The sequence below is a fragment of the Bradyrhizobium sp. WSM471 genome (assembly GCF_000244915.1).
Classification (GTDB): Bacteria; Pseudomonadota; Alphaproteobacteria; order Rhizobiales; family Xanthobacteraceae; genus Bradyrhizobium.
In genome coordinates, this window is record NZ_CM001442.1 from 5,595,264 (window position 1) to 5,612,999 (window position 17,736).

General features: G+C 65.3%; 16 protein-coding genes. 3 read left to right on the forward strand and 13 right to left on the reverse strand.

The window, feature by feature from the left end; all coding sequences use genetic code 11:
- Positions 1 to 257 precede the first annotated feature (257 nt).
- From BRA471DRAFT_RS25420 to BRA471DRAFT_RS25435, 4 genes are all read right to left on the reverse strand, one after another.
- The gene (locus BRA471DRAFT_RS25420; protein ID WP_007612454.1) at positions 258 to 1,445 is read right to left on the reverse strand and encodes a DegT/DnrJ/EryC1/StrS aminotransferase family protein; all 1,188 of its coding nucleotides are present in this window, start codon (positions 1,443 to 1,445) and stop codon (positions 258 to 260) included.
- A 9-nt stretch (positions 1,446 to 1,454) separates the two neighbouring features.
- Positions 1,455 to 2,459, reverse strand: a complete 1,005-nt coding sequence (locus BRA471DRAFT_RS25425) for a Gfo/Idh/MocA family protein (protein WP_007612455.1) — start codon at positions 2,457 to 2,459, stop codon at positions 1,455 to 1,457.
- Positions 2,460 to 2,643: 184 nt separating this feature from the next.
- Positions 2,644 to 4,056, reverse strand: a complete 1,413-nt coding sequence (locus BRA471DRAFT_RS25430; protein ID WP_035975123.1) for a mannose-1-phosphate guanylyltransferase/mannose-6-phosphate isomerase — start codon at positions 4,054 to 4,056, stop codon at positions 2,644 to 2,646.
- A 7-nt stretch (positions 4,057 to 4,063) separates the two neighbouring features.
- Positions 4,064 to 4,393: a hypothetical protein gene (locus BRA471DRAFT_RS25435; RefSeq protein WP_035974232.1), complete on the reverse strand. Its 330-nt coding sequence runs from the start codon at positions 4,391 to 4,393 to the stop codon at positions 4,064 to 4,066.
- Between the two features lie 216 nt (positions 4,394 to 4,609).
- Here BRA471DRAFT_RS25435 and BRA471DRAFT_RS25440 point away from each other — a divergent pair, with 216 nt between their 5' ends.
- The gene (locus tag BRA471DRAFT_RS25440) at positions 4,610 to 5,569 is read left to right on the forward strand and encodes a lysylphosphatidylglycerol synthase transmembrane domain-containing protein (RefSeq protein WP_007612458.1); all 960 of its coding nucleotides are present in this window, start codon (positions 4,610 to 4,612) and stop codon (positions 5,567 to 5,569) included.
- Entirely contained in the window at positions 5,566 to 6,585 is a 1,020-nt protein-coding gene (locus tag BRA471DRAFT_RS25445; protein WP_007612459.1) for a glycosyltransferase family 4 protein, read from the forward strand. Before BRA471DRAFT_RS25440 ends, BRA471DRAFT_RS25445 begins: the two co-directional genes overlap by 4 nt.
- Here the strand turns inward: BRA471DRAFT_RS25445 and BRA471DRAFT_RS25450 are convergent.
- The 6 genes from BRA471DRAFT_RS25450 to rfaD form a co-directional block, all read right to left on the reverse strand.
- Positions 6,573 to 7,520: an NAD-dependent epimerase/dehydratase family protein gene (locus BRA471DRAFT_RS25450; RefSeq protein ID WP_007612460.1), complete on the reverse strand. Its 948-nt coding sequence runs from the start codon at positions 7,518 to 7,520 to the stop codon at positions 6,573 to 6,575. The genes BRA471DRAFT_RS25445 and BRA471DRAFT_RS25450 overlap by 13 nt on opposite strands.
- A complete protein-coding gene (locus BRA471DRAFT_RS25455; RefSeq protein ID WP_035974234.1) occupies positions 7,517 to 8,737 on the reverse strand; it encodes a glycosyltransferase family 4 protein in 1,221 nt (406 codons plus the stop codon). The genes BRA471DRAFT_RS25450 and BRA471DRAFT_RS25455 overlap by 4 nt, the downstream gene beginning before the upstream one ends.
- Before the next feature lie 2 nt (positions 8,738 to 8,739).
- Positions 8,740 to 10,653 carry an SDR family NAD(P)-dependent oxidoreductase gene (locus BRA471DRAFT_RS25460; protein ID WP_035975124.1) on the reverse strand — a complete coding sequence of 638 codons (1,914 nt, stop codon included), beginning with the start codon at positions 10,651 to 10,653 and terminating at the stop codon, positions 8,740 to 8,742.
- Between the two features lie 108 nt (positions 10,654 to 10,761).
- Positions 10,762 to 12,051 carry an O-antigen ligase gene (locus BRA471DRAFT_RS25465; RefSeq protein ID WP_007612464.1) on the reverse strand — a complete coding sequence of 430 codons (1,290 nt, stop codon included), beginning with the start codon at positions 12,049 to 12,051 and terminating at the stop codon, positions 10,762 to 10,764.
- Positions 12,048 to 13,532, reverse strand: coding sequence for a D-glycero-beta-D-manno-heptose-7-phosphate kinase (rfaE1, locus tag BRA471DRAFT_RS25470; RefSeq protein ID WP_007612465.1), 1,485 nt, complete (start codon positions 13,530 to 13,532; stop codon positions 12,048 to 12,050). The genes BRA471DRAFT_RS25465 and rfaE1 overlap by 4 nt, the downstream gene beginning before the upstream one ends.
- An 11-nt stretch (positions 13,533 to 13,543) precedes the next feature.
- Complete coding sequence (rfaD, locus tag BRA471DRAFT_RS25475) at positions 13,544 to 14,524, reverse strand: ADP-glyceromanno-heptose 6-epimerase (RefSeq protein WP_007612466.1); 981 nt, start codon at positions 14,522 to 14,524, stop codon at positions 13,544 to 13,546.
- A gap of 173 nt (positions 14,525 to 14,697) precedes the next feature.
- Here rfaD and waaF point away from each other — a divergent pair, with 173 nt between their 5' ends.
- Positions 14,698 to 15,786 (forward strand): lipopolysaccharide heptosyltransferase II, encoded by a 1,089-nt coding sequence (waaF, locus tag BRA471DRAFT_RS25480; protein WP_007612467.1) that lies wholly within the window; start codon positions 14,698 to 14,700, stop codon positions 15,784 to 15,786.
- A 9-nt stretch (positions 15,787 to 15,795) separates the two neighbouring features.
- Here the strand turns inward: waaF and BRA471DRAFT_RS37090 are convergent, their stop codons facing one another.
- From BRA471DRAFT_RS37090 to BRA471DRAFT_RS25490, 3 genes are all read right to left on the reverse strand, one after another.
- Complete coding sequence (locus tag BRA471DRAFT_RS37090; RefSeq protein ID WP_007612469.1) at positions 15,796 to 15,990, reverse strand: type II toxin-antitoxin system HicA family toxin; 195 nt, start codon at positions 15,988 to 15,990, stop codon at positions 15,796 to 15,798.
- Positions 15,987 to 16,268: a DUF1902 domain-containing protein gene (locus BRA471DRAFT_RS25485; protein ID WP_007612471.1), complete on the reverse strand. Its 282-nt coding sequence runs from the start codon at positions 16,266 to 16,268 to the stop codon at positions 15,987 to 15,989. Before BRA471DRAFT_RS25485 ends, BRA471DRAFT_RS37090 begins: the two co-directional genes overlap by 4 nt.
- A 382-nt stretch (positions 16,269 to 16,650) precedes the next feature.
- The gene (locus tag BRA471DRAFT_RS25490) at positions 16,651 to 17,688 is read right to left on the reverse strand and encodes a glycosyltransferase family 4 protein (protein ID WP_007612472.1); all 1,038 of its coding nucleotides are present in this window, start codon (positions 17,686 to 17,688) and stop codon (positions 16,651 to 16,653) included.
- Positions 17,689 to 17,736 lie beyond the last annotated feature (48 nt).

A 17,736-nucleotide genomic window follows, 5' to 3' on the forward strand; every position in this document is an offset into this window, starting at 1 on the left:
TATCGAACAGAGGTCGATTGCATCTTGCGATGCGCATTGCTGTGCCCTCTCCCCTTGTGGGAGAGGGCAGCGCCGCAAGTAGACACAAACTCGATAGGGTGAGGGGTCTCTCTCCCAGCTTTCGATGCGGAGAGAGACCCCTCACCCGTCTCGCCGCTTTGCGATAGCCGATGCGATGCATCGGCGTCCTTAAGAACGGCGGCCGAAAGCCGCCTCTGCCACCCTCTCCCACAAGGGGAGAGGGTAAGAACGGCGACTCAGGTTGAAAGCGCCCCGCGCACGGCGGCGATGATTCGCTCCTGATCGGCTTCGGTCAGATAGGCGTGCATCGGCAGGCTGATGACGTCCTGCGACAGGCTCTCGCAAGCCGGCAGGCCGCCCTCTGCGACCGGGTACTGCTTGTAGGCCGTCTGCTGATGCATCGACTTGCCGTAGTAGATCGCCGTCGGCACGCCCTGGGCCTTCAGCGCGGCAGCAAAGCCGTCGCGGTCGGTGCCTACAGGGAGGCGGATCGTGTACTGCGCCCACACCGAGGTGTTGCCGGGAGCCACGCGCGGCACGGTGACCACATTGCTGAGACCGCGCGCGTAGCGCTCGGCGACTTTGTTGCGGGCGGCGATCTCGTCGTCGAAGATCTTCAGCTTCTCGATCAGGATCGCGGCCTGCATGGTGTCAAGCCGGCCGGTCAGGCCGAGGCGGACGTTGTCGTATTTGTCGACGCCCTGTCCGTGCACGCGGATGCTGCGCAGCGTCGCCGCGAGCTCGTCGTCATCGGTGAAGATCGCGCCGCCGTCGCCGAAGCAGCCGAGCGGCTTTGCGGGAAAGAAGCTGGTCGCGGTGGCGAGTGCCAGGGTGCCGAGCTTGCGGCCCTTGTAGCTCGCGCCAAAGCCTTGCGCTGCATCATCGAGCACGAACAGGCCTTCGGCCTTGGCGATCTCGGCGATGGCGTCGTGATCGGCGGGCTGTCCGAACAAATCGACCGGAATGACCGCGACCGGCTTGAGGCCGGCCTTCCGGGCCGTTGCGATGCCGCGCTTGAGCGATTCCGGGCTCATGTTGAAGGTGGTCTCATCGACGTCGACGTAAACCGGCGTCGCGCCGGTCCGCGCCACCGGCGAAGCCGTCGCGATGAAGGTGAAGGACGGACACAGCACGGCGTCGCCCGGCCCGACATTCTTCGCCATCATCACCATCAGGATCGCGTCGGTGCCGCTGGCGCAGCCGATGACGTGCTTGGCGCCGCAATAGGCCGCAAGCTGCTTCTCGAGCTCGGCGACTTCAGGGCCGTTGACGAACTGACAATGATCGAGAACCCGCTTCACGGCGGCATCGAGCGAATCGCCGAGCCGGCGGCGCTGCGAGGCGACGTCGATGAAGGGAATGGATTCGGAACGCAGATGCTGGTTCATGGCCTGGTTCTTGGAGCCTTCTTGGCTAGTCGACATGGAAAGAGTTCAGCCAGCGACGCGGCGCGGACCCTTGCGGGCAGACGACGTGGCCGCGGGCCGCGACGGCGTTTCCAGGCACTGCGTCGCGATCTCGAGGCTGGCGACGCCTTCGTCGCCGGTGACCGCCGGCGTCTCGCCGTGACGCACGGCCTTGAGGAACGCGATCAGTTCGGCGCGGAGCGGCTCGTCATGGCCGACCGGCAGATGCCGCATCGAATAGCTGCCGTCAGGCTTGAAGCCGAAACATTCGGTGACCTGGCGCGTCAGGAGATCGCCCATCACGTATTTGCCGCGGGTCGCGACCGTGACGCTGCGCGCCTTGAACGGCGTCAGCCAGTTGGTGTTGATGTGCGCGAGCACGCCGTTGGCGGTGCGGAACTGCAAGAGCGCGATGTCCTCGCGCTCGGCGACCGCGCTCGACAATTGCGGCTGCACCTCGACGATGTCGGACTCGGTGAACCAGCGGATCAGATCGATATCGTGCACGGCAAGATCGATGACGACGCCGACATTGGACATGCGCGGCGGGAACGGGCCGACGCGCGTGATCGCGATCGACAGAATGTCCTCGCCCGCGATCGCCTGCTTGACGGCGGCGACCGCCGGATTGAAGCGCTCGACATGGCCGACCATCAGCGTCACGCCGGCCTTTTGCGCAGCAGTGACGATCTCGCGGCCTTCCGCGACCGTGGACGCAATCGGCTTCTCGACCATCACGTGGATGTTCTTCGCGATGCAGGCGAGCGAGACCTCGTGATGCAGATGGGTCGGCGCCGCGATGGTGACCGCGTCGACGCCTTCGGCCAGCAGCTGGTCGAGCGTCTCGAAGCTCGCGCAATTGGCAAGCTCCATCGCCCGGGTGCGATGTGCCGGCGAAGGATCGACGACGCCGACGAGGCTGACGCCGGGAAGACCCGCGAGCACGCGCGCGTGGTTGCTGCCCATCACGCCGGCGCCAATGACGCCGACGCGCAAGCCGGCCTTTGCCGGTGCAGATCCTGTGGAACTCATGTGAGCAAACCCCGATTCAACGCAAATCCCCGGGGCGCTTCTAGCACGGACGCCACATTTGTGGCGAATGCGGAGCTAGCGGTCCGGACACGATTTGATTCAAAAAGTTACACGTTCCCCGGGCCTTAAGCCTCTGAAAGAGACCACTCTTTTGGCCCGGGTCGCGTGATTCGGAGTGTGCTGGTTACGACCTTTGGTAGTCGTCTTCAATCCGGATGATGTCGTCTTCCCCGAGATAGCTTCCAGTCTGGACCTCGATCAGCTCCAGCATGATTTTACCGGGGTTCTCCATCCGGTGCACCGCGCCCATCGGGATGTAGATCGACTCGTTCTCGTGCACGCTTTTGACGGTCTCGTTGACGGTGACGCGGGCTGTGCCGCGGACCACGATCCAGTGCTCGGCACGATGATGGTGCTTCTGCAGCGACAGCCGCCCGCCGGGCTTGACCACGATGCGCTTGACCTGGTGACGCTCGCCATTGTCGACCGATTGGTAGCTGCCCCAGGGCCGATGCACCTTGAGGTGCTCCTCGGTGACTTTCGGTGCGACCGCCTTGAGTTTTGTGACCAGCCGCTTGAGCCCGTTGGCATCTTTCTGGCGCGAGACCAGCACCGCGTCCGCAGTCGCGACCACGATGAGATCGTCGACGCCTTCGAGCGCGACCAGCGCGGAGTCGGTGGTGACGTTGCAGTTGCGGCTATCTTCGAACACCGCGGTGCCGTGCGCGGCATTGCCTTGCGCATCCTTGTCCGACAATTCCCACACCGCGTGCCAGGAGCCGACGTCGGACCAGCCGCACGACACCGGCACCACCGCGGCGCGCGCGGTCTTCTCCATCACCGCATAGTCGATCGAGATCGCCTTGGCCGCGCCGAACGCCTCCGGCTCCAGCGTCACGAAGCCGAGATCGCGGCCGGCATTGCTCACGGCATTGGAAATCGCCTCCACGCTCGCCGCGTCGACCTTGCGGTATTCGTCGAGCAACACAGTGGCGGGGAACATGAAGTTGCCGCTGTTCCAGAGATAGCCGGAATTGACATAGTCGGCCGCCTTCACCGCATCCGGCTTCTCGACGAAGCGCGCGACCGCGTGCACCTCGCCGGAGATGACCTCCCCCGGGCTGATATAGCCGTATTCGGTCGCCGGCCGCTCCGGCTTGACGCCGAAGGTGACGATGCGCCCGGCGCTCGCGGCGGTGAGGCCCTGGCGGCACGCCGCGACGAAGGCGGCATTGTCCTGCACCACGTGGTCGGCGGCGAGCGCGAGCACGATTGCCTCACTCGCGCGGTTCTGCGCGAACACCGCGCCGGCTGCGATCGCAGGGCCGGAATCGCGCCGCATCGGCTCGAGGATCACGTCGGCCTCGATGCCGATCTCGGCGAGCTGCTCCAGCACCATGAAGCGATAGGAGGCATTGGTGATGACGATCGGACGATCGAACAGCGAGGCCTCCGAGACGCGCAACAGCGTGTCCTGGAAGGTCGAGCGCGTGCCGAACAACGGCAGGAACTGCTTGGGGCGCACCTCGCGCGAAGCCGGCCACAGCCGCGTTCCGGCACCGCCGCACATGATCAGGGGGATAATGCGTTTGTCCATCGTCATTTCAAACCTTGAAGTCGTCCCGATACCAGGTGACAAAATTATGAACTCCGTGCGCGATCGGCGTTGACGATGCAACGCCGGCGTCGCGCATCAGATCATCGACATCCGCGAACGTTTCCAAGAGGTCTTCCGGCCGCATCGGCAGCAATTCTTTGATCGCCGTCCGACCCAGCTCCGGCTCCAGAACTCCGACGACGTGCGTCAGCTCTTCCGGATGGTGATTGCCGACATTGTAGAGCTTAGACGGCGCATTTGCGGCAGCCGGGTCATCCGCGGGCACCAGGCCGGTGAAATCGGCGGCACCTGTGACCAAAATCACCTGATCTCTCATCCTGTTCCCAAGGACTGCTTCGCCCGATCCGTCGCTCGATCTTTCACCCGCGGCGCCTCTTTAGCCTCCGCGTCGACGGGGTCGCAATAGCCCCGCCGCCCTGCATTCGGGCTCCTGATCACCGCTATTGCAAGATCGACGCCAAAACCATACCAAAGCGGCCGAATTCGGCGCCCTGCGTCGGGTTGCTTCAAAACCCTTGTTCATGCGGGCGAAATGCGCCGAATCCTGCTGTCGACGGCCAAGATCCTGATTTCCGGAGCGCTGCTCTACCTGGCGCTGCGCAAGGTCGATCTGTCCGAACTGTTTTCGCGCTTCACCGTGACCAGCCTGTTCTGGATCGGCTCGGCGATCGCCATCGCGTTCCTGCAAATCTTCGTCGGCGTGTTGCGCTGGCGCGAGGTCAGCGCCGCATGCGGCGCCCCGCTCGAGCTCGGCCGGGCCATGCGCTACAACGTGATCGGATCGTTCTTCAACCAGACCCTGCCGTCGGCGATCGGCGGCGATGCGGTCCGGCTGTGGCTCGTCGCGCGCGCCGGCGCAGGCTGGCGCGCCGCGACCTACTCGATCTTCGTCGATCGCGCGATCGGCTTGATCGCGCTGGCGATCATCATCGTCGCGAGCCTGCCCTGGAGCTACAGCCTCATCGCCGATCCGCACGGGCGCTCGGCGCTGCTGTTCGTCGACCTCGCGGCGCTCGCGGGTGGTCTCGGCTTCCTGGTCTTCGGCGCGCTGAAATGGCACTGGCTGAGAACCTGGTGGGCCACGCATCACATCCACGCCTGTGCCGTGATCGCCAACCGCGTGATCTTCAGCCGCTCGCGCGGACCGGCCGTCGTGATCCTGTCGCTCGCCGTGCATGTGCTGGCGGTCGTGGTCGCCTGGTGCGTCGTGCAGTCGATCGCTGCGCCGGTCGGATTCAGCGACGTCTTTATGCTCGTGCCGCCGGTGATGCTGATCACGATGATGCCGATCTCGATCGCCGGCTGGGGCGTGCGTGAAGCCACCATGGGCCTCGCGTTCGGCTTCGCGGGGCTGGCCGCCAACGAGGGGGTCAACGTCTCGCTGCTGTTCGGCGCCGTGTACTTCATCGTCGGCGCGATCGGCGGCCTGGTCTGGATCCTCAGCGCCGAGAAAGCCGCGCAGGGATCGGCGCCGCTCGGGGTGCCGGAGTGAGCGCGGCCATCGATGCGCTCGGCGCCGTACCCTCGCTGCTTGCCGTTGCGATTGCCGCGCTGGTATCGGGCGTCATCACCTGGACCAGCCGCCCCATGCTCCAGCGTTACGCATTGGCGCGGCCCAACGCGCGGTCCTCTCATCGCATCCCGACCCCGCAGGGTGCGGGTATCGCCGTGATATCAGCGACGCTGCTGGTCGCATCAGCCTGGGCAGTCTGGGCGAACGTCGCGATTCCGCCGACGCTGATCGCTGCGACTGTGTTGATCGCCGTGGTCGGATTTGCCGACGACATCGTGTCGCTGCCGGTGCTGGTACGGCTCGTGCTGCAGGCCGCAGCCGTCGGCGCCGTCGTGTTCACCACGCCCGAGACCGTGCGCATCGTGCCGGCGCTGCCGCTCGCGCTGGAGCGCGGACTGATCCTGCTGGCAGGCGTGTGGTTCGTGAACCTCGTCAACTTCATGGACGGACTCGACTTGATGACGGTGGCGGAAGTCGTGCCCGTCACCGCGGCGCTGCTGCTGCTGGGATTGCTCGGCGAGCTGTCGTGGCCGGCCGCGCTGATCGCCGCGACGCTGTGCGGCGCCATGCTCGGCTTTGCGCCGTTCAACAAGCCGGTCGCAAAAGTCTTCCTGGGTGATGTCGGCAGCCTGCCGATCGGCCTTTTGCTCGGCTGGTGCCTGCTCGAGCTCGCCTGGCGCGGGCAGCCCGCCGCAGCGCTGTTGCTGCCGGCCTATTACCTCGTGGATTCCACCATCACGCTATTTCGGCGCGTCGCCAGGCGCGAGCAATTCTGGTCGGCGCATCGCTCGCATTTCTACCAGCGCGCCACCGAGCACGGCTTCACGGTCTCTCGCGTGATCGGGGAGGTGTTCGCGCTCAATCTCGTGCTCGCGGGGCTTGCCATCGTCACCGCTCGCGCCGGCTCGACGACAATCACGTTGATCGCGCTGCTGGCGGGCGCAATCGCGATCAGCATCGTGCTGCGGCGATTCTCCCGTCCTCAAGCGTCCTGAGCCAGCAGCGCCAGCCGCAGCCCCTCGTCGAGAGACACCTGCGGCTGCCACCCGGTCGCGATCGCCTTGGCGAGGTTGAGCTCGAGCGAACCGATCAGGCTGTCCTGCGTATCCTGCCGGCCCATCACGCTCAGCAGCGTGCTGAGCAGCTCCGGCGGCATGCCGAACAGCCGCGAGTTCTTGCCGGCAGCCTTGGCCAGCCGCGCGATGAACTCGGGCGTCGAGACCTGCTCCCTGTCGGCCACCAGGAAGATCTCGAAATTGCTCGCGGGATCTGGATGAGAGAGCCGGCGCAGGATGAACGACGACAGGTTCTGCACGGCAAGGAAGGCGCGGTGATTGCGGATCGCCGCAAAGGGCAGCGGCAGCCCGAGGTTCACTGCACGCGTCAGCAGCGCGAAATTGCCCTTGGCGCCCGCACCATAGACCAGCGGCGGCCTGATCACCGAGACCTTCATGGCGCTGTCGCGCGCCAGCGTCTTCAAGCCCGCTTCGGCCGCGGCCTTGGACATGCCGTAGAGACCGCGCGGCGTCAGGACATCGTCCTCGCTGAACGGCGCGCGGCCCTCATTGCTGCGACCGTGCACGAGAACGGTGCTGATGAAGATGAACTGGTGTACGCCGGCTGTGGCCGCGCTGCGCGCCAGGTGCAGCGTGCCGGCGATGTTGACGTTGCGGTAGAGCTGGACCGCATGCTCTTCGTGCTTGTGATGCACCCGCGCGGCGAGATGAACGACCGCGTCGACCCCTTGAAGCGCGGCTTGCCAGTCGGTTTCCGGTCCGACGGTTTCGATCACGACCTCGTCGTCCAAGCCTTCCGGTCTGCGCACCGCGCGGCGGATCGACCATCCCTCGCGCGCCAGCGCGGGCACGACATGACGGCCGACGAAACCGCTCGCACCCGTCACCAGCACGACTGGCTTGCGCTCGTTCATCGTTGCTCCGCCAGTTCGGGGTTGCGCAACAATTCGTCGATCAGGGCGGCATAGGCGTTCAACGCGGTGACGCGATCGAACTTCGCCGCCGCCTTCACCGCGCGCTCCGCAATGGGGACACCGTCGGAGCATGACGCCGCGCGGATCGCCTCGGCCAGTTGATCGGCACGGCCGGGCGTCACGACCCAGCCCAGCCCGTTCTCCACCACCGTCAACGCGGCCTCGGCCTCCGGTTCGGAGACCAGCACCACGGGACGGCCGACCGCCAGCAGATTGTAGAACCGGCTCGGCACCGACACCCCCGCAACGTCCTTCCGGTACGGAATGATCCAGAGATTGGCCGCCGTCAGGAAGGCCTCGAGCTCGGCATCCTCGACCCGCCCCACGAAGGAGACATTGGGCAAGTTCGCCTCAGTCTGCAACTGCTTCAACCGCTCGAAGCCGATGCCCCAACCGGAGAGCAGGAAGTGGATGCCAGGCTCGGCCCTCAAAAGGCGCGCCGCCTCGAACACGATCTCCGGATCATGGGTGAAGCCGAGATTGCCCGACAGGCCGACAACGAAATCCGCCGAGAGCGCTGTGCGGAACGGATTGTCCGGCGTCACCGGCCGGGGTGCGGCCGCGAGCGTCGCCCAGTTCGGGATGAAGCGGATCTTGTTCCGCGTCATGCCGGAATAGCTCAGCAGCGGCCGTTCCGCATCGCGGCCGATGGTGATGACGGCATTGAGCGCGCGGAACATCAGGCTGTTGGCGGCGCGCATCGTCAAGGTCACGATGGAACCGGGCTTCAGCAGGCCCGCCATCACCAGCACGTCGGGGAAGAGGTCGTGCATGATCAGCGCCGAACGCGCGCCCTTCAGCTTCGCCGCCGCCGCGACCGCGTAAGGCAGCATGAACGGTGCGGTGACGGTGAGCACGACGTCACCTCGCCTCAGCTCCCGTGTCAACGCCAGGAACGCGCGCACCGCGAACAGCAGCTCGGAGGCGCCGCGCCGCACCAGCGCCGCCTTGCCCGTCATGCGGTTCTTGACGGCGACGATGCGCGGCTTGCCCGGGCCGGTCTGCGACGCCGGCAACGCGCCTGATGAGCCCGACAGCACAACGACCTCGTGATCCCCGGCGATGCGGCAGGCGATCTCGGCCATGATCGCCGCCGTCGTGCTCGGATCAGGCGGGTAATGCTGGCTCGCCACGACGATCTTGCCTCGAGGCTGCATGATCAGGCCGCGGTCGACCCGAATTCCGGAATCGCGTCCTTCAGGATGGTCCTGATGGTGGCCCGATCGTCGCGCGCGATCGCCTGCTCCAGCGCCGCAATCCATTTGCGCAGCGTCTGCATCGGCGGCTCGTTCGGCTGCGCAGCCATGATGCCGGCGACGCCGATCTCGCGGGTCGGCTCCTCGGAGGCGAACAGGATTTCATGCAGGCGTTCGCCGGGCCGCATGCCCGTGAACACGATTTCGATGTCGTAGCCGGGTTGCAAGCCCGAGAGACGGATCATGCGCTCGGCGAGATCGACGATCTTCACTGGCTGGCCCATGTTGAGCACGTAGACCGACACGTCCGAGCGCTGCGTTCCGAGCGCATGCGTTGCCGCCGTGATGACGAGATCGCAGGCCTCCCGGATGGTCATGAAGTAGCGGACCATGTCCGGATGCGTGACCGTCACGGGACCGCCCGCATCGATCTGGGCCTTGAACTTCGGCACCACCGAGCCGTTCGACGCGAGCACGTTACCGAACCGGACCGAGATCAGCCGCATCGACCGCCTGGCGCCGCCGTGGCCCGCCGCAAGATCATGGTCGAGCGCCTGGCAATACATCTCGGCGAAGCGCTTGGTCAGGCCGAGCATCGACACCGGCTCGATCGCCTTGTCGGTCGAGATCATCACCATGGCTTCGGCGCCGGCGCTGTGCGCGGCGTCGGCAACGTTGATCGAGCCGAAGATGTTGGTCTTGACGCCCTCGCTCCAGTCGCGCTCGAGGATCGGCACGTGCTTGAGCGCGGCGGCATGGAACACGATGTCCGGCTTGAACTCGGCCATCAGACGCATGATGCGCTCACGGTCGCGGATGTCGGCGATCCGCCCTTCGATCGAAGCAGCGGTGCCGAGCGCCGCGAGCGTTTCGGTGATCGCGTAGAGCGCTGGTTCGGAATTTTCCACGATCAGAAGGCGCGCGGCGCCGAACGCGACGACACGCTCGCAGATCTCGGAACCGATCGAGCCGCCTCCGCCGGTGACGATCACCGCCTTGCCCTCGATCAGGGCCTCGAGCCGCGCATAGTCGATCTTTTCGCTCGGCCGCAGCAGCAGGTCCTCGACGGCGACGGCCGTGAGCCGTGGCGTATCGCCGCTCTCGAGTGAGGGCATGCGGCTCACGATCACGCCGAGCTTGCGCGCCCGCATCAGGATCGATTCGGGATGGGCCTCCGGCTCGAACGCCGTCGGCGTCATCACGACGCGCGCGATCGGCTTGCCGCGCTTGGTGAAGTCGGCGATGACATCCTCGATGTCGTCGACGCCGCCCAGAACCGGGACGTTGCGGATCAACTGGCCGCGATCGGAACTCGACGGCGAGAGCAGGCCGACCGGCCAGATGCGCTTGATCGCCCCGCTCTCGATTCCGCGCAACAGCACCTCGGCATCCGCGGCGCGGCCGATCAGCAGCGTCGGCGCGGCATCACCGGTGCGGGCGTGACGCCGCACCCGCGTATAGCGGAAATAGCGGTAGGCCATGCGCAACGCGCTGAGGAAGGAGATCTCGAGGAACCAGTAGAGGACGATGGTCACCTTGCCGAGGAAGAAGGCGCCGCGGACGTTGGGGGCGACGAAGATGTAGTCGAGCACCAGGAGTGCAACCGTCAGCACGGTCGCGACGCGGATGATGTTCAGCGCGTCGGGCAGCGAGATGAAGCGCCATTTCGTCGTGGTCAAGTTGAAGACGAAGAACACGACCACGCTGAAGGCGAGGAAATAGGGCAGGATCTGGATCAGCAGCGGCAGGCGGTCGAAGAAGCCGTCGCCGCCCTCGAAGCGCAGATAGAAGGCGGCGAACAGCGCCGCCGTGGTCGCCAGCAGGTCGTGGAGCGCGATCATGAAATTGCGCAAGGTGAGATGCGAAAGACGCGTCATCCGCTGACCGAAAATCCAGTAAGATGCAACCTGATCGCGCTGATAACCCATCTCGGCCGGACATGCCAGTCAGGGCTTGCCGGTCAAGGTTTGCCGTCGGCCGGCCGTTCAGGAACCGGCTTCCGCCGGCTTCGCCCCGGCCTGCTGGGCCCGGATCACCATGCCGCCGGCAACGCCGACACCGATGACGTACATCCAGCCCTCGTGGAAGTCGAACAGATGGGAGTTGAACAGCGAGGTGAAGACGTTCTGGACGACGACCAGGAGGCCGACCCAGTTTGCGAGCCCGTCGCCGCGAAACAACAGCAGATGCAGGATCCAGATGGCGTAGAGAGCGGCGACCCCGATGATGCCCCATTGCACGGCCACGTTCAGCGTCTGGTTATGCGGGTTGCCGATCACCTCGGCGGATGCCTGATACAGAGCATCGCCCGGCGTCGCGGCACGTTCGAACAATCCGCGCGTCGAGCCCGTGCCGTGCCCCTTGACCGGCGCCTCCGCGAAGAAGCCGAGGGATTTTCGCCAGAATTCGAGCCGCAAGCCGGCCGAGGTCGGCGCTCCTTTCTCGACATAGCGCGTGTAGTCGCTGGCAAAGCTGTCGGCGGTCTTGCGCAATTGCGGCGAGGCCTGCCAGGCGAGAACCGCGCCCACGAGCAGGGCGGCGGAGATGATCGCGATGCTGCGCCATCTCAGATGAAGCAACGCAAACACCCCGAACAGGATCGGAATGGTGAGGAGCGCGGTGCGCGATACCACCACGAACACCATGTTGACGAAGAAGGCGAGCGCAAGCGCCGTGAGCAGCCCGGCGATCCAGTAGCGCTTCTGGCGCAGCAACTGCACGATCGGATAGGCGAGCGCGACCGCGCAGAGCGTGAACTCCTGGCTCTGGTCGATGTAGTTCTTGACGAAGATGCCGCGCTCGACGCGATCGGATTTGAGTGCAAGATCAGGGTAGAAGGCGACGACCCAGGACATCACCGACAGCAGCGCGCAGGACACCAGGAAGGCGACGAACACCCAATGTCCGCGCGGCGAGCGCGCAAAATGATAGAGCAGGACCGGCAGCACCAGCAGCTTGACCGTCGGATTGACCGCGTAGAACCGCGCGCCCCAGGCCGCGTCCGACCATAGCGTCCCGACCAGCGCGAGCAGGACCAGCGCAATCGGCGCCGCGCAGATCGGACGCTTGAGCGATTGCAGGAACTCACGGCCGTCGAGGAACGGCACCATGCAGAGCAGCATCAGGACATTGAAGATCGCCGCAAGCGACGTCGACCATGGCAACGAGGCCGCGGTCAGGATCGCGAACAGATCGACCGTCTCGGACCAGGCCGCCGGACTGCGCAGACGCCGCCACAGCAGCTGGCCGGTCGTCTCCCCGGCGAGCGTCGTCACTTGCCCTCTCCCCGCGCGCGATGAACCAGCGCCGTCGTGCTGAAGCCCTGGAGAATGTCGACCAGCACGACCGTCCCGCCCGCGGCTTCGACGACCTCATGGCCGACCACCTGTTCGCGGGTGTAATCGCCCCCTTTGATCAGCGCGCTCGGCTTGATGCGAGTGATCAGGTCGATCGGCGTATCCTCATCGAAAATGACGACGAGATCGACGGCTTCGAGCGCCGCCAGCACTTCCGCACGCGCTCGCTCGTCCTGAACGGGGCGGTCGGTACCCTTCAGACGCCGTACCGAGGCGTCGCTGTTCAGGCCCACGATCAGGCGGTCGCAGGCGGAGCGCGCCGCTGTCAGCACCTTGACGTGGCCGGGATGCAGGATGTCGAAGCAGCCATTGGTGAAGCCGACGCGCTGGCCTTGCTTCTTCCATTCCGCGAGCTGCGCGTCGAGCGCACCGGGCTCGAGCACGATCTTCTCCTCGGCCGCGAGATAGGCATGCGGCAAGATCTTTCGCTTCAGCTCGGCCGCACTCACGCTGGCGGTGCCCTGCTTGCCGACGGCGACGGCGGCCGCGGCACTGGCCATGCGCAGCGCCGTGTCCCAGTCCGCGCCCGTGGCGAGCGAGACCGCGAGCGCCGCGGCAACGGTGTCGCCGGCGCCGGAGACGTCGCGCACCTTGACCGGAAACGCCGGAACGTGAACGGCCTCGCCGTTGCGCGGCACCAGTGTCATGCCTTGCTCGCCTTGGGTGACCAGGATCGCTTCGCAATCGGCAAGCCGCATCACGTCCTCGCTGGCATCGACGATGCTCTGCGGCGTGTCGGCGCGGCTTCGGGTCGCTTCCGAAAATTCCTTGCGATTGGGCGTGAGCAGCGTGGCGCCGCGATAGATCGCCCAGTTCAGGCTCTTGGGATCGACGATCACGGGCTTGCCGAGTTTTCGCGCGGCGTCGATGGTGTGGCGGATGACGCGGGCGGTCAGCACGCCCTTGGCGTAGTCGGACAGCAGCACGATGTCGGCGCGCGCGATCTGCGGCAGGATCGCTTCGATCAGCTTGGTCTCGATCGTATCGGAAGCAGGCTGTGCCTGCTCCCAATCCGCACGCAGCATGTGCGTGGAAAAATGCTCGGAGACGAAACGGACTTTTCGCGTGGTCGGACGCGAGGGATCGCACACCAGCACGCTTTCGATGGCGCCCTGCTCCGCAAGCGTCGAGGCGAGCTGCCTGCCCGCATCGTCCTCGCCGACGAGGCCGACGAAGATGCAGCGCGCGCCAAGCGCGGCGACGTTGCGCGCGACATTGCCGGCACCGCCGATGTGGATCTCGCTGCGCTGTGCCGCGATGACGGGCGCCGGCGCTTCCGGCGAGATCCGCGACACCTCGCCATAGACGAACTCGTCCAGCATGATGTCGCCGATGCACAGCACCGTGCGGCCCGAGATGGCTTGCGCGAGAGCATCGAAATCGAGAATGGGCGTCGGCATGGTGATGGGCCTCAGCGGAAGCGGTCGGGCCGGTCGAGATAATCCCCGACATAGGCCTTCACCGCGTCCTCGAGCGTCATGAAGCCGCCATTGTAGCCGGCGCGGTGGAGGCGATCGACCTCGCTCTGGGTGAAGTACTGGTAGCTGCCGCGGATCTGCTCCGGCATGTCGATGTATTCGATGTTGGGGCTGGCGCCGAGCGTAGCATAGGCCGCGAGCATCAGGTCCCTGAAGCTGCGCGCCTTGCCGGTGCCGACATTGAACAGCCCGGACACCGACGGCGTCGCCAGCAGCCACATGATCACGCGCACGACGTCGTCGACATAGATGAAGTCGCGGCGCTGGTCGCCATCGGCGATGCCTTCGCGATGCGACTTGAACAATTGCACGACGCGGCCCGCTTTGACGTCGTCGAAGCGGCGTGCCAGCACGCTCATCATCGAGCCCTTGTGGTATTCGTTGGGGCCGAACACGTTGAAGAATTTCAGCCCGGCCCATTGCGGCGGCAGCCTCTCGCCGTTCGCTGCGCGCTCGGCGACGGCGAGATCGAACAGGTGCTTGCTCCAGCCGTAGAGATTCATCGGCCGCAGTTTCTTCAGCGCAGCGACCGAGGAATCGTCGTCAAATCCTGCCTCGCCGTCGCCATAGGTAGCCGCCGAAGAGGCGTAGATCAACGGCACCGCATTCGCCGTGCACCAGTCCAGGAGGCGCATCGACAGGCGGAAATTGGTCTCGAACACCAGGTCGCCGTCGGTCGCGGTGGTCGCGGAAATCGCCCCGAGATGGATCACGGCATCGAGCTTGCGGCCCTTCAGCCAGTCCGGCAGCTCAGCCGGCGGCACGATATCCACAAGCTGCCGCTTGGCGAGGTTGCGCCATTTGCCCTCGTTGCCAAGGAAATCGCAGACCACCACGTCGCTGCGGCCGGCCTCGTTCAGCGCGGCGACGACATTCGATCCGATAAAACCGGCCCCGCCGGTCACCAGCAACATTCCAACTTCCCTGCCAGATTCCGCCTGCCCGAAGTTTTGCGGCCCGGTTCTGCCCTAGCGCATGATCCGCCAAAGTGTAAGCGGTTTTGGGATTGCCACTCAGCCGGCTTTACCTGCCGGCCCGGAGCGGCTAACCGAACCGCCACATCAGCGCACCCCGGCCTTATCAACGAATGAACCAAGATTCGCAACTTAGTGGCGAGGCAGATCGGGGCGACACGCGCCCGATCCTGATCGTCCCCTACATGTGGATCGGCGATTTCGTCCGGAATCACACCGTCGTGCGGGTCCTCAATGAGCGCTGGCCGAACCGGCCGATCGATCTGCTCACGACCTCCCTATGCGCGCCCTTGGTCGATTACATGCCGGGCGTGCGCGAAGCGATCGTCTGGGACCTGCCGCGCGGCCGGCTCGCCGTGGGCCGCCAGCTCGGCCTGGCGAAGCTCCTGCGCGAGCGGAACTACGGCACCGCCCTGGTGCTGCCCCGGACCTGGAAGGCCGCCATCGCGCCCGCTTTGGCCGGGATTCCGGAAAGGGTCGGCTTCGTCGGCGAATTCCGGTTCGGCCTGCTCAATCGCTGGCGCTGGGGCGAAAAGAAGCTGCCCCGCTTCATCGACAAGAACGCCGCCCTCGCCCAGCCCGATGGCGCCCCGCTGCCGCCGGAATGGCCGGTGCCGCAATTGCGGGTCCCGGCCGAGCAAATCGTCCGCTGGCGGCAGGCCAATGGCCTAAGCGCAGGCGCTGCCGTAGCGCTCGCCCCCGGCTCGGTCGGCGTCTCAAAGCGCTGGACCTACTATCCCGAGGCCGCCCGCCTGCTCGCCGAGCGCGGCCTCGAGGTCTGGGTTGTCGGCGGCCCCGGGGAAAAGGGCTTGGCCCAGGAGATCGTCGCGGCCGGCGGCGCCGGGACCGCTGGCGGCCCTGGGGTGCGGGACCTTACCGGCAATGATCTGCGCAACGGCGTGCTGGCCATGGCCGCGGCCGGCGTCGCAATCTCCAACGATTCCGGCCTGATGCACATCGCTGCCGCCCTGGGCACACCGACCATGGGCATCTTCGGCCCGACCAGCCCCTATCTCTGGGCCCCCCTCAACGGCCTCGCCGCGACCGTGGTGCAGGACAAGAGCGTGCTCTCCTGCCAACCCTGCCAGAGCACGACCTGCAGGATGAACGACCACCGCTGCATGCGAGATATCGCGGCGAGCGAGGTGGTTGGGATTGCGGAGCGGGTGCTGGGTGAGGTGGGGATGCGGGCTTCGACGTGAGCGTGGAGGTCAAAACTGCTTGGGCAGCCCAGCCTGTTTCAGAACTGCGTTCGCTGTATGCCGAGATTTGATATTGTTATCGACCGTAAAGCGGATACCTGAGACCGGGCTCTCCCAAATGTCGTGGTCGCCGCGCCCACGTCGAACGAAGAAGCATCCCGCCTTCTCCAGAATTCGTTTCAATTCCGGAGTAAAGCTATTCATGCGGCTTCTTTTGCGGAGCCGATCTTTATGCGTTTGGAGAAGCTCGCAATCACCTCGACGGGGACTTCATACCCTTCAGTGGCGCCTTCATCCTCCAACAAATCGCGAATAAGATCGGGCAACTTCGCATCGAGCTCATCAAGGCTCGCAGCTTCCGTGACGAGTCCCGGGAGGTCGGAACTCTCGGCAGTCCACACAGACGCTTCGGTATCCCAATTCGCTCGAACGACGATGAGATGGCCCATTTTCAGCATTCCCTCTGCGGCGATTTCTTTCATCAAAGCAGCCCTCACTAGTCATGGCAACCGCATAGCAAGCAGAGTGCCAGACAACGCATTAAACCCTAGTTAGTCTCGCCAAGTTAGGAAAACCCGCCCCGCAACATAACACACTGATTTGATGCGCATTTTCTGTGCGCAACAATGTTGGATTGCTGTCGAGAGGAAAAGGGCTTCCCGCTCGACGGGGCGTACGCTGACAACGGGGACAGCGAACCTGCGATGATGAACTTTAGACCTGTTTTGCCCGACGAGTCAAATCCATTTCGTAAAATCAGCAGCCCACTACACCGGCCGCCAAACCATTGATTCCGCTAGCACCGGCTACTGTGCATGGGGTTGTTTTCGCGGTTTTTGTTTTTGATGCCGCTACGGCAGTGGCTCAAAGCAGCGGCCGATAGACGTCCCCGATCCGTGACGCCTCCGCATCGAGGCTGAATCGTTCGAGCACCCGTGCCCGCCCGCGCTCGCCCATCGCGATTGCGATGGCCGCATCCCGCATCAGCGGCTCCAGCGCTGCAGCCAGCGCATCCGCATCACCGGTCGGGATCAGCACGCCAGTCACGCCATCCTCGACCACGAGTTCGGCCGCGCCGGCGCGCGCGGCGACCAGCGCGCTGCCGGCCGCCATCGCCTCGATCAAGGTCAGGCCAAAACCTTCGTTGCGTGAGGTGAAGGCGTAGATCGTCAGCCGCTGATACCAGCGCTGCACGTCTTCGATCGGCAGTTCGCCAGTGATGACGATGCGCGATTGCAGGCCGGCGGCCTCGATCCGCTTCTTCAGATCGTTTGCAAAAGCGGTTTGCTCGGCTGTGACCTGGCCGACGATGATTGCGGTGAAATCCGGATAGCGCGGCAGCAAGCGGCACATCGCATCGACGAACACATCGGTTCCCTTCTGCGCGCGCACCCGGCCGAAGCAGCCGATCGCGTAGCGGCCCGGCAGTGCGGTTTCAGCGAAGGCAGCAGTGCGGTCGAGCGGCGGCGCATAGACGGCGGTGTCGACGCCGTGCGGAATCACCGTCGCCTTCACCTTCAGGAACGAGGCCGAAAGATCTGATGTCGCGATGATCGCGTCCATGCGCCGGATCAGCCAGCGCGTGATCCAACTATGATGGCGTTGCGCCGCCGAGGTGAAGACGAGCTTGAGCGGCCAGCCGAGCGCGCTCAACAGCACGCCCGCGATCATCTCGTTGTTGCGGCGCGCGTGCCAGATCACCGGCGCCTTGCGGCGCCACAATCTCAGGAGATCGGCACCGCCCAGGCGCGCGATCCCCTCCGGCGCGTCGGAGCCGAACCACGCGGCGCGAAACAGCTTTGCCAGCCGCGGCGCCACCATCCGGTTGGTCGCGGTGACCCCGGAATAGCGCCTGTGCAGATTTGGCACGATCACTTCGAGATCGCCTGGGGAATTCGCCACGCCACGCTCCGTTTCGAAAGTCCCTATACGCAACATTAAGCATAGTGA

What these genes read in the sequence shown, in the direction of transcription:
- rfaE1 (WP_007612465.1), bottom strand. Translation starts at nt 13,532, where the DNA reads ATGCCGACGCCCATTCTCGATTTCGATGCTCTCGCGCAAGCCATCTCG.
- BRA471DRAFT_RS25435 (WP_035974232.1), bottom strand. Translation starts at nt 4,393, where the DNA reads ATGAGAGATCAGGTGATTTTGGTCACAGGTGCCGCCGATTTCACCGGC.
- BRA471DRAFT_RS25420 (WP_007612454.1), bottom strand. Translation starts at nt 1,445, where the DNA reads ATGTCGACTAGCCAAGAAGGCTCCAAGAACCAGGCCATGAACCAGCAT.
- BRA471DRAFT_RS25440 (WP_007612458.1), top strand. Translation starts at nt 4,610, where the DNA reads ATGCGCCGAATCCTGCTGTCGACGGCCAAGATCCTGATTTCCGGAGCG.
- BRA471DRAFT_RS25455 (WP_035974234.1), bottom strand. Translation starts at nt 8,737, where the DNA reads ATGCAGCCTCGAGGCAAGATCGTCGTGGCGAGCCAGCATTACCCGCCT.
- BRA471DRAFT_RS25460 (WP_035975124.1), bottom strand. Translation starts at nt 10,653, where the DNA reads ATGACGCGTCTTTCGCATCTCACCTTGCGCAATTTCATGATCGCGCTC.
- BRA471DRAFT_RS37090 (WP_007612469.1), bottom strand. Translation starts at nt 15,990, where the DNA reads ATGAATAGCTTTACTCCGGAATTGAAACGAATTCTGGAGAAGGCGGGA.
- waaF (WP_007612467.1), top strand. Translation starts at nt 14,698, where the DNA reads ATGAACCAAGATTCGCAACTTAGTGGCGAGGCAGATCGGGGCGACACG.
- BRA471DRAFT_RS25450 (WP_007612460.1), bottom strand. Translation starts at nt 7,520, where the DNA reads ATGAACGAGCGCAAGCCAGTCGTGCTGGTGACGGGTGCGAGCGGTTTC.
- BRA471DRAFT_RS25430 (WP_035975123.1), bottom strand. Translation starts at nt 4,056, where the DNA reads ATGGACAAACGCATTATCCCCCTGATCATGTGCGGCGGTGCCGGAACG.
- BRA471DRAFT_RS25485 (WP_007612471.1), bottom strand. Translation starts at nt 16,268, where the DNA reads ATGAAAGAAATCGCCGCAGAGGGAATGCTGAAAATGGGCCATCTCATC.
- rfaD (WP_007612466.1), bottom strand. Translation starts at nt 14,524, where the DNA reads ATGTTGCTGGTGACCGGCGGGGCCGGTTTTATCGGATCGAATGTCGTC.
- BRA471DRAFT_RS25425 (WP_007612455.1), bottom strand. Translation starts at nt 2,459, where the DNA reads ATGAGTTCCACAGGATCTGCACCGGCAAAGGCCGGCTTGCGCGTCGGC.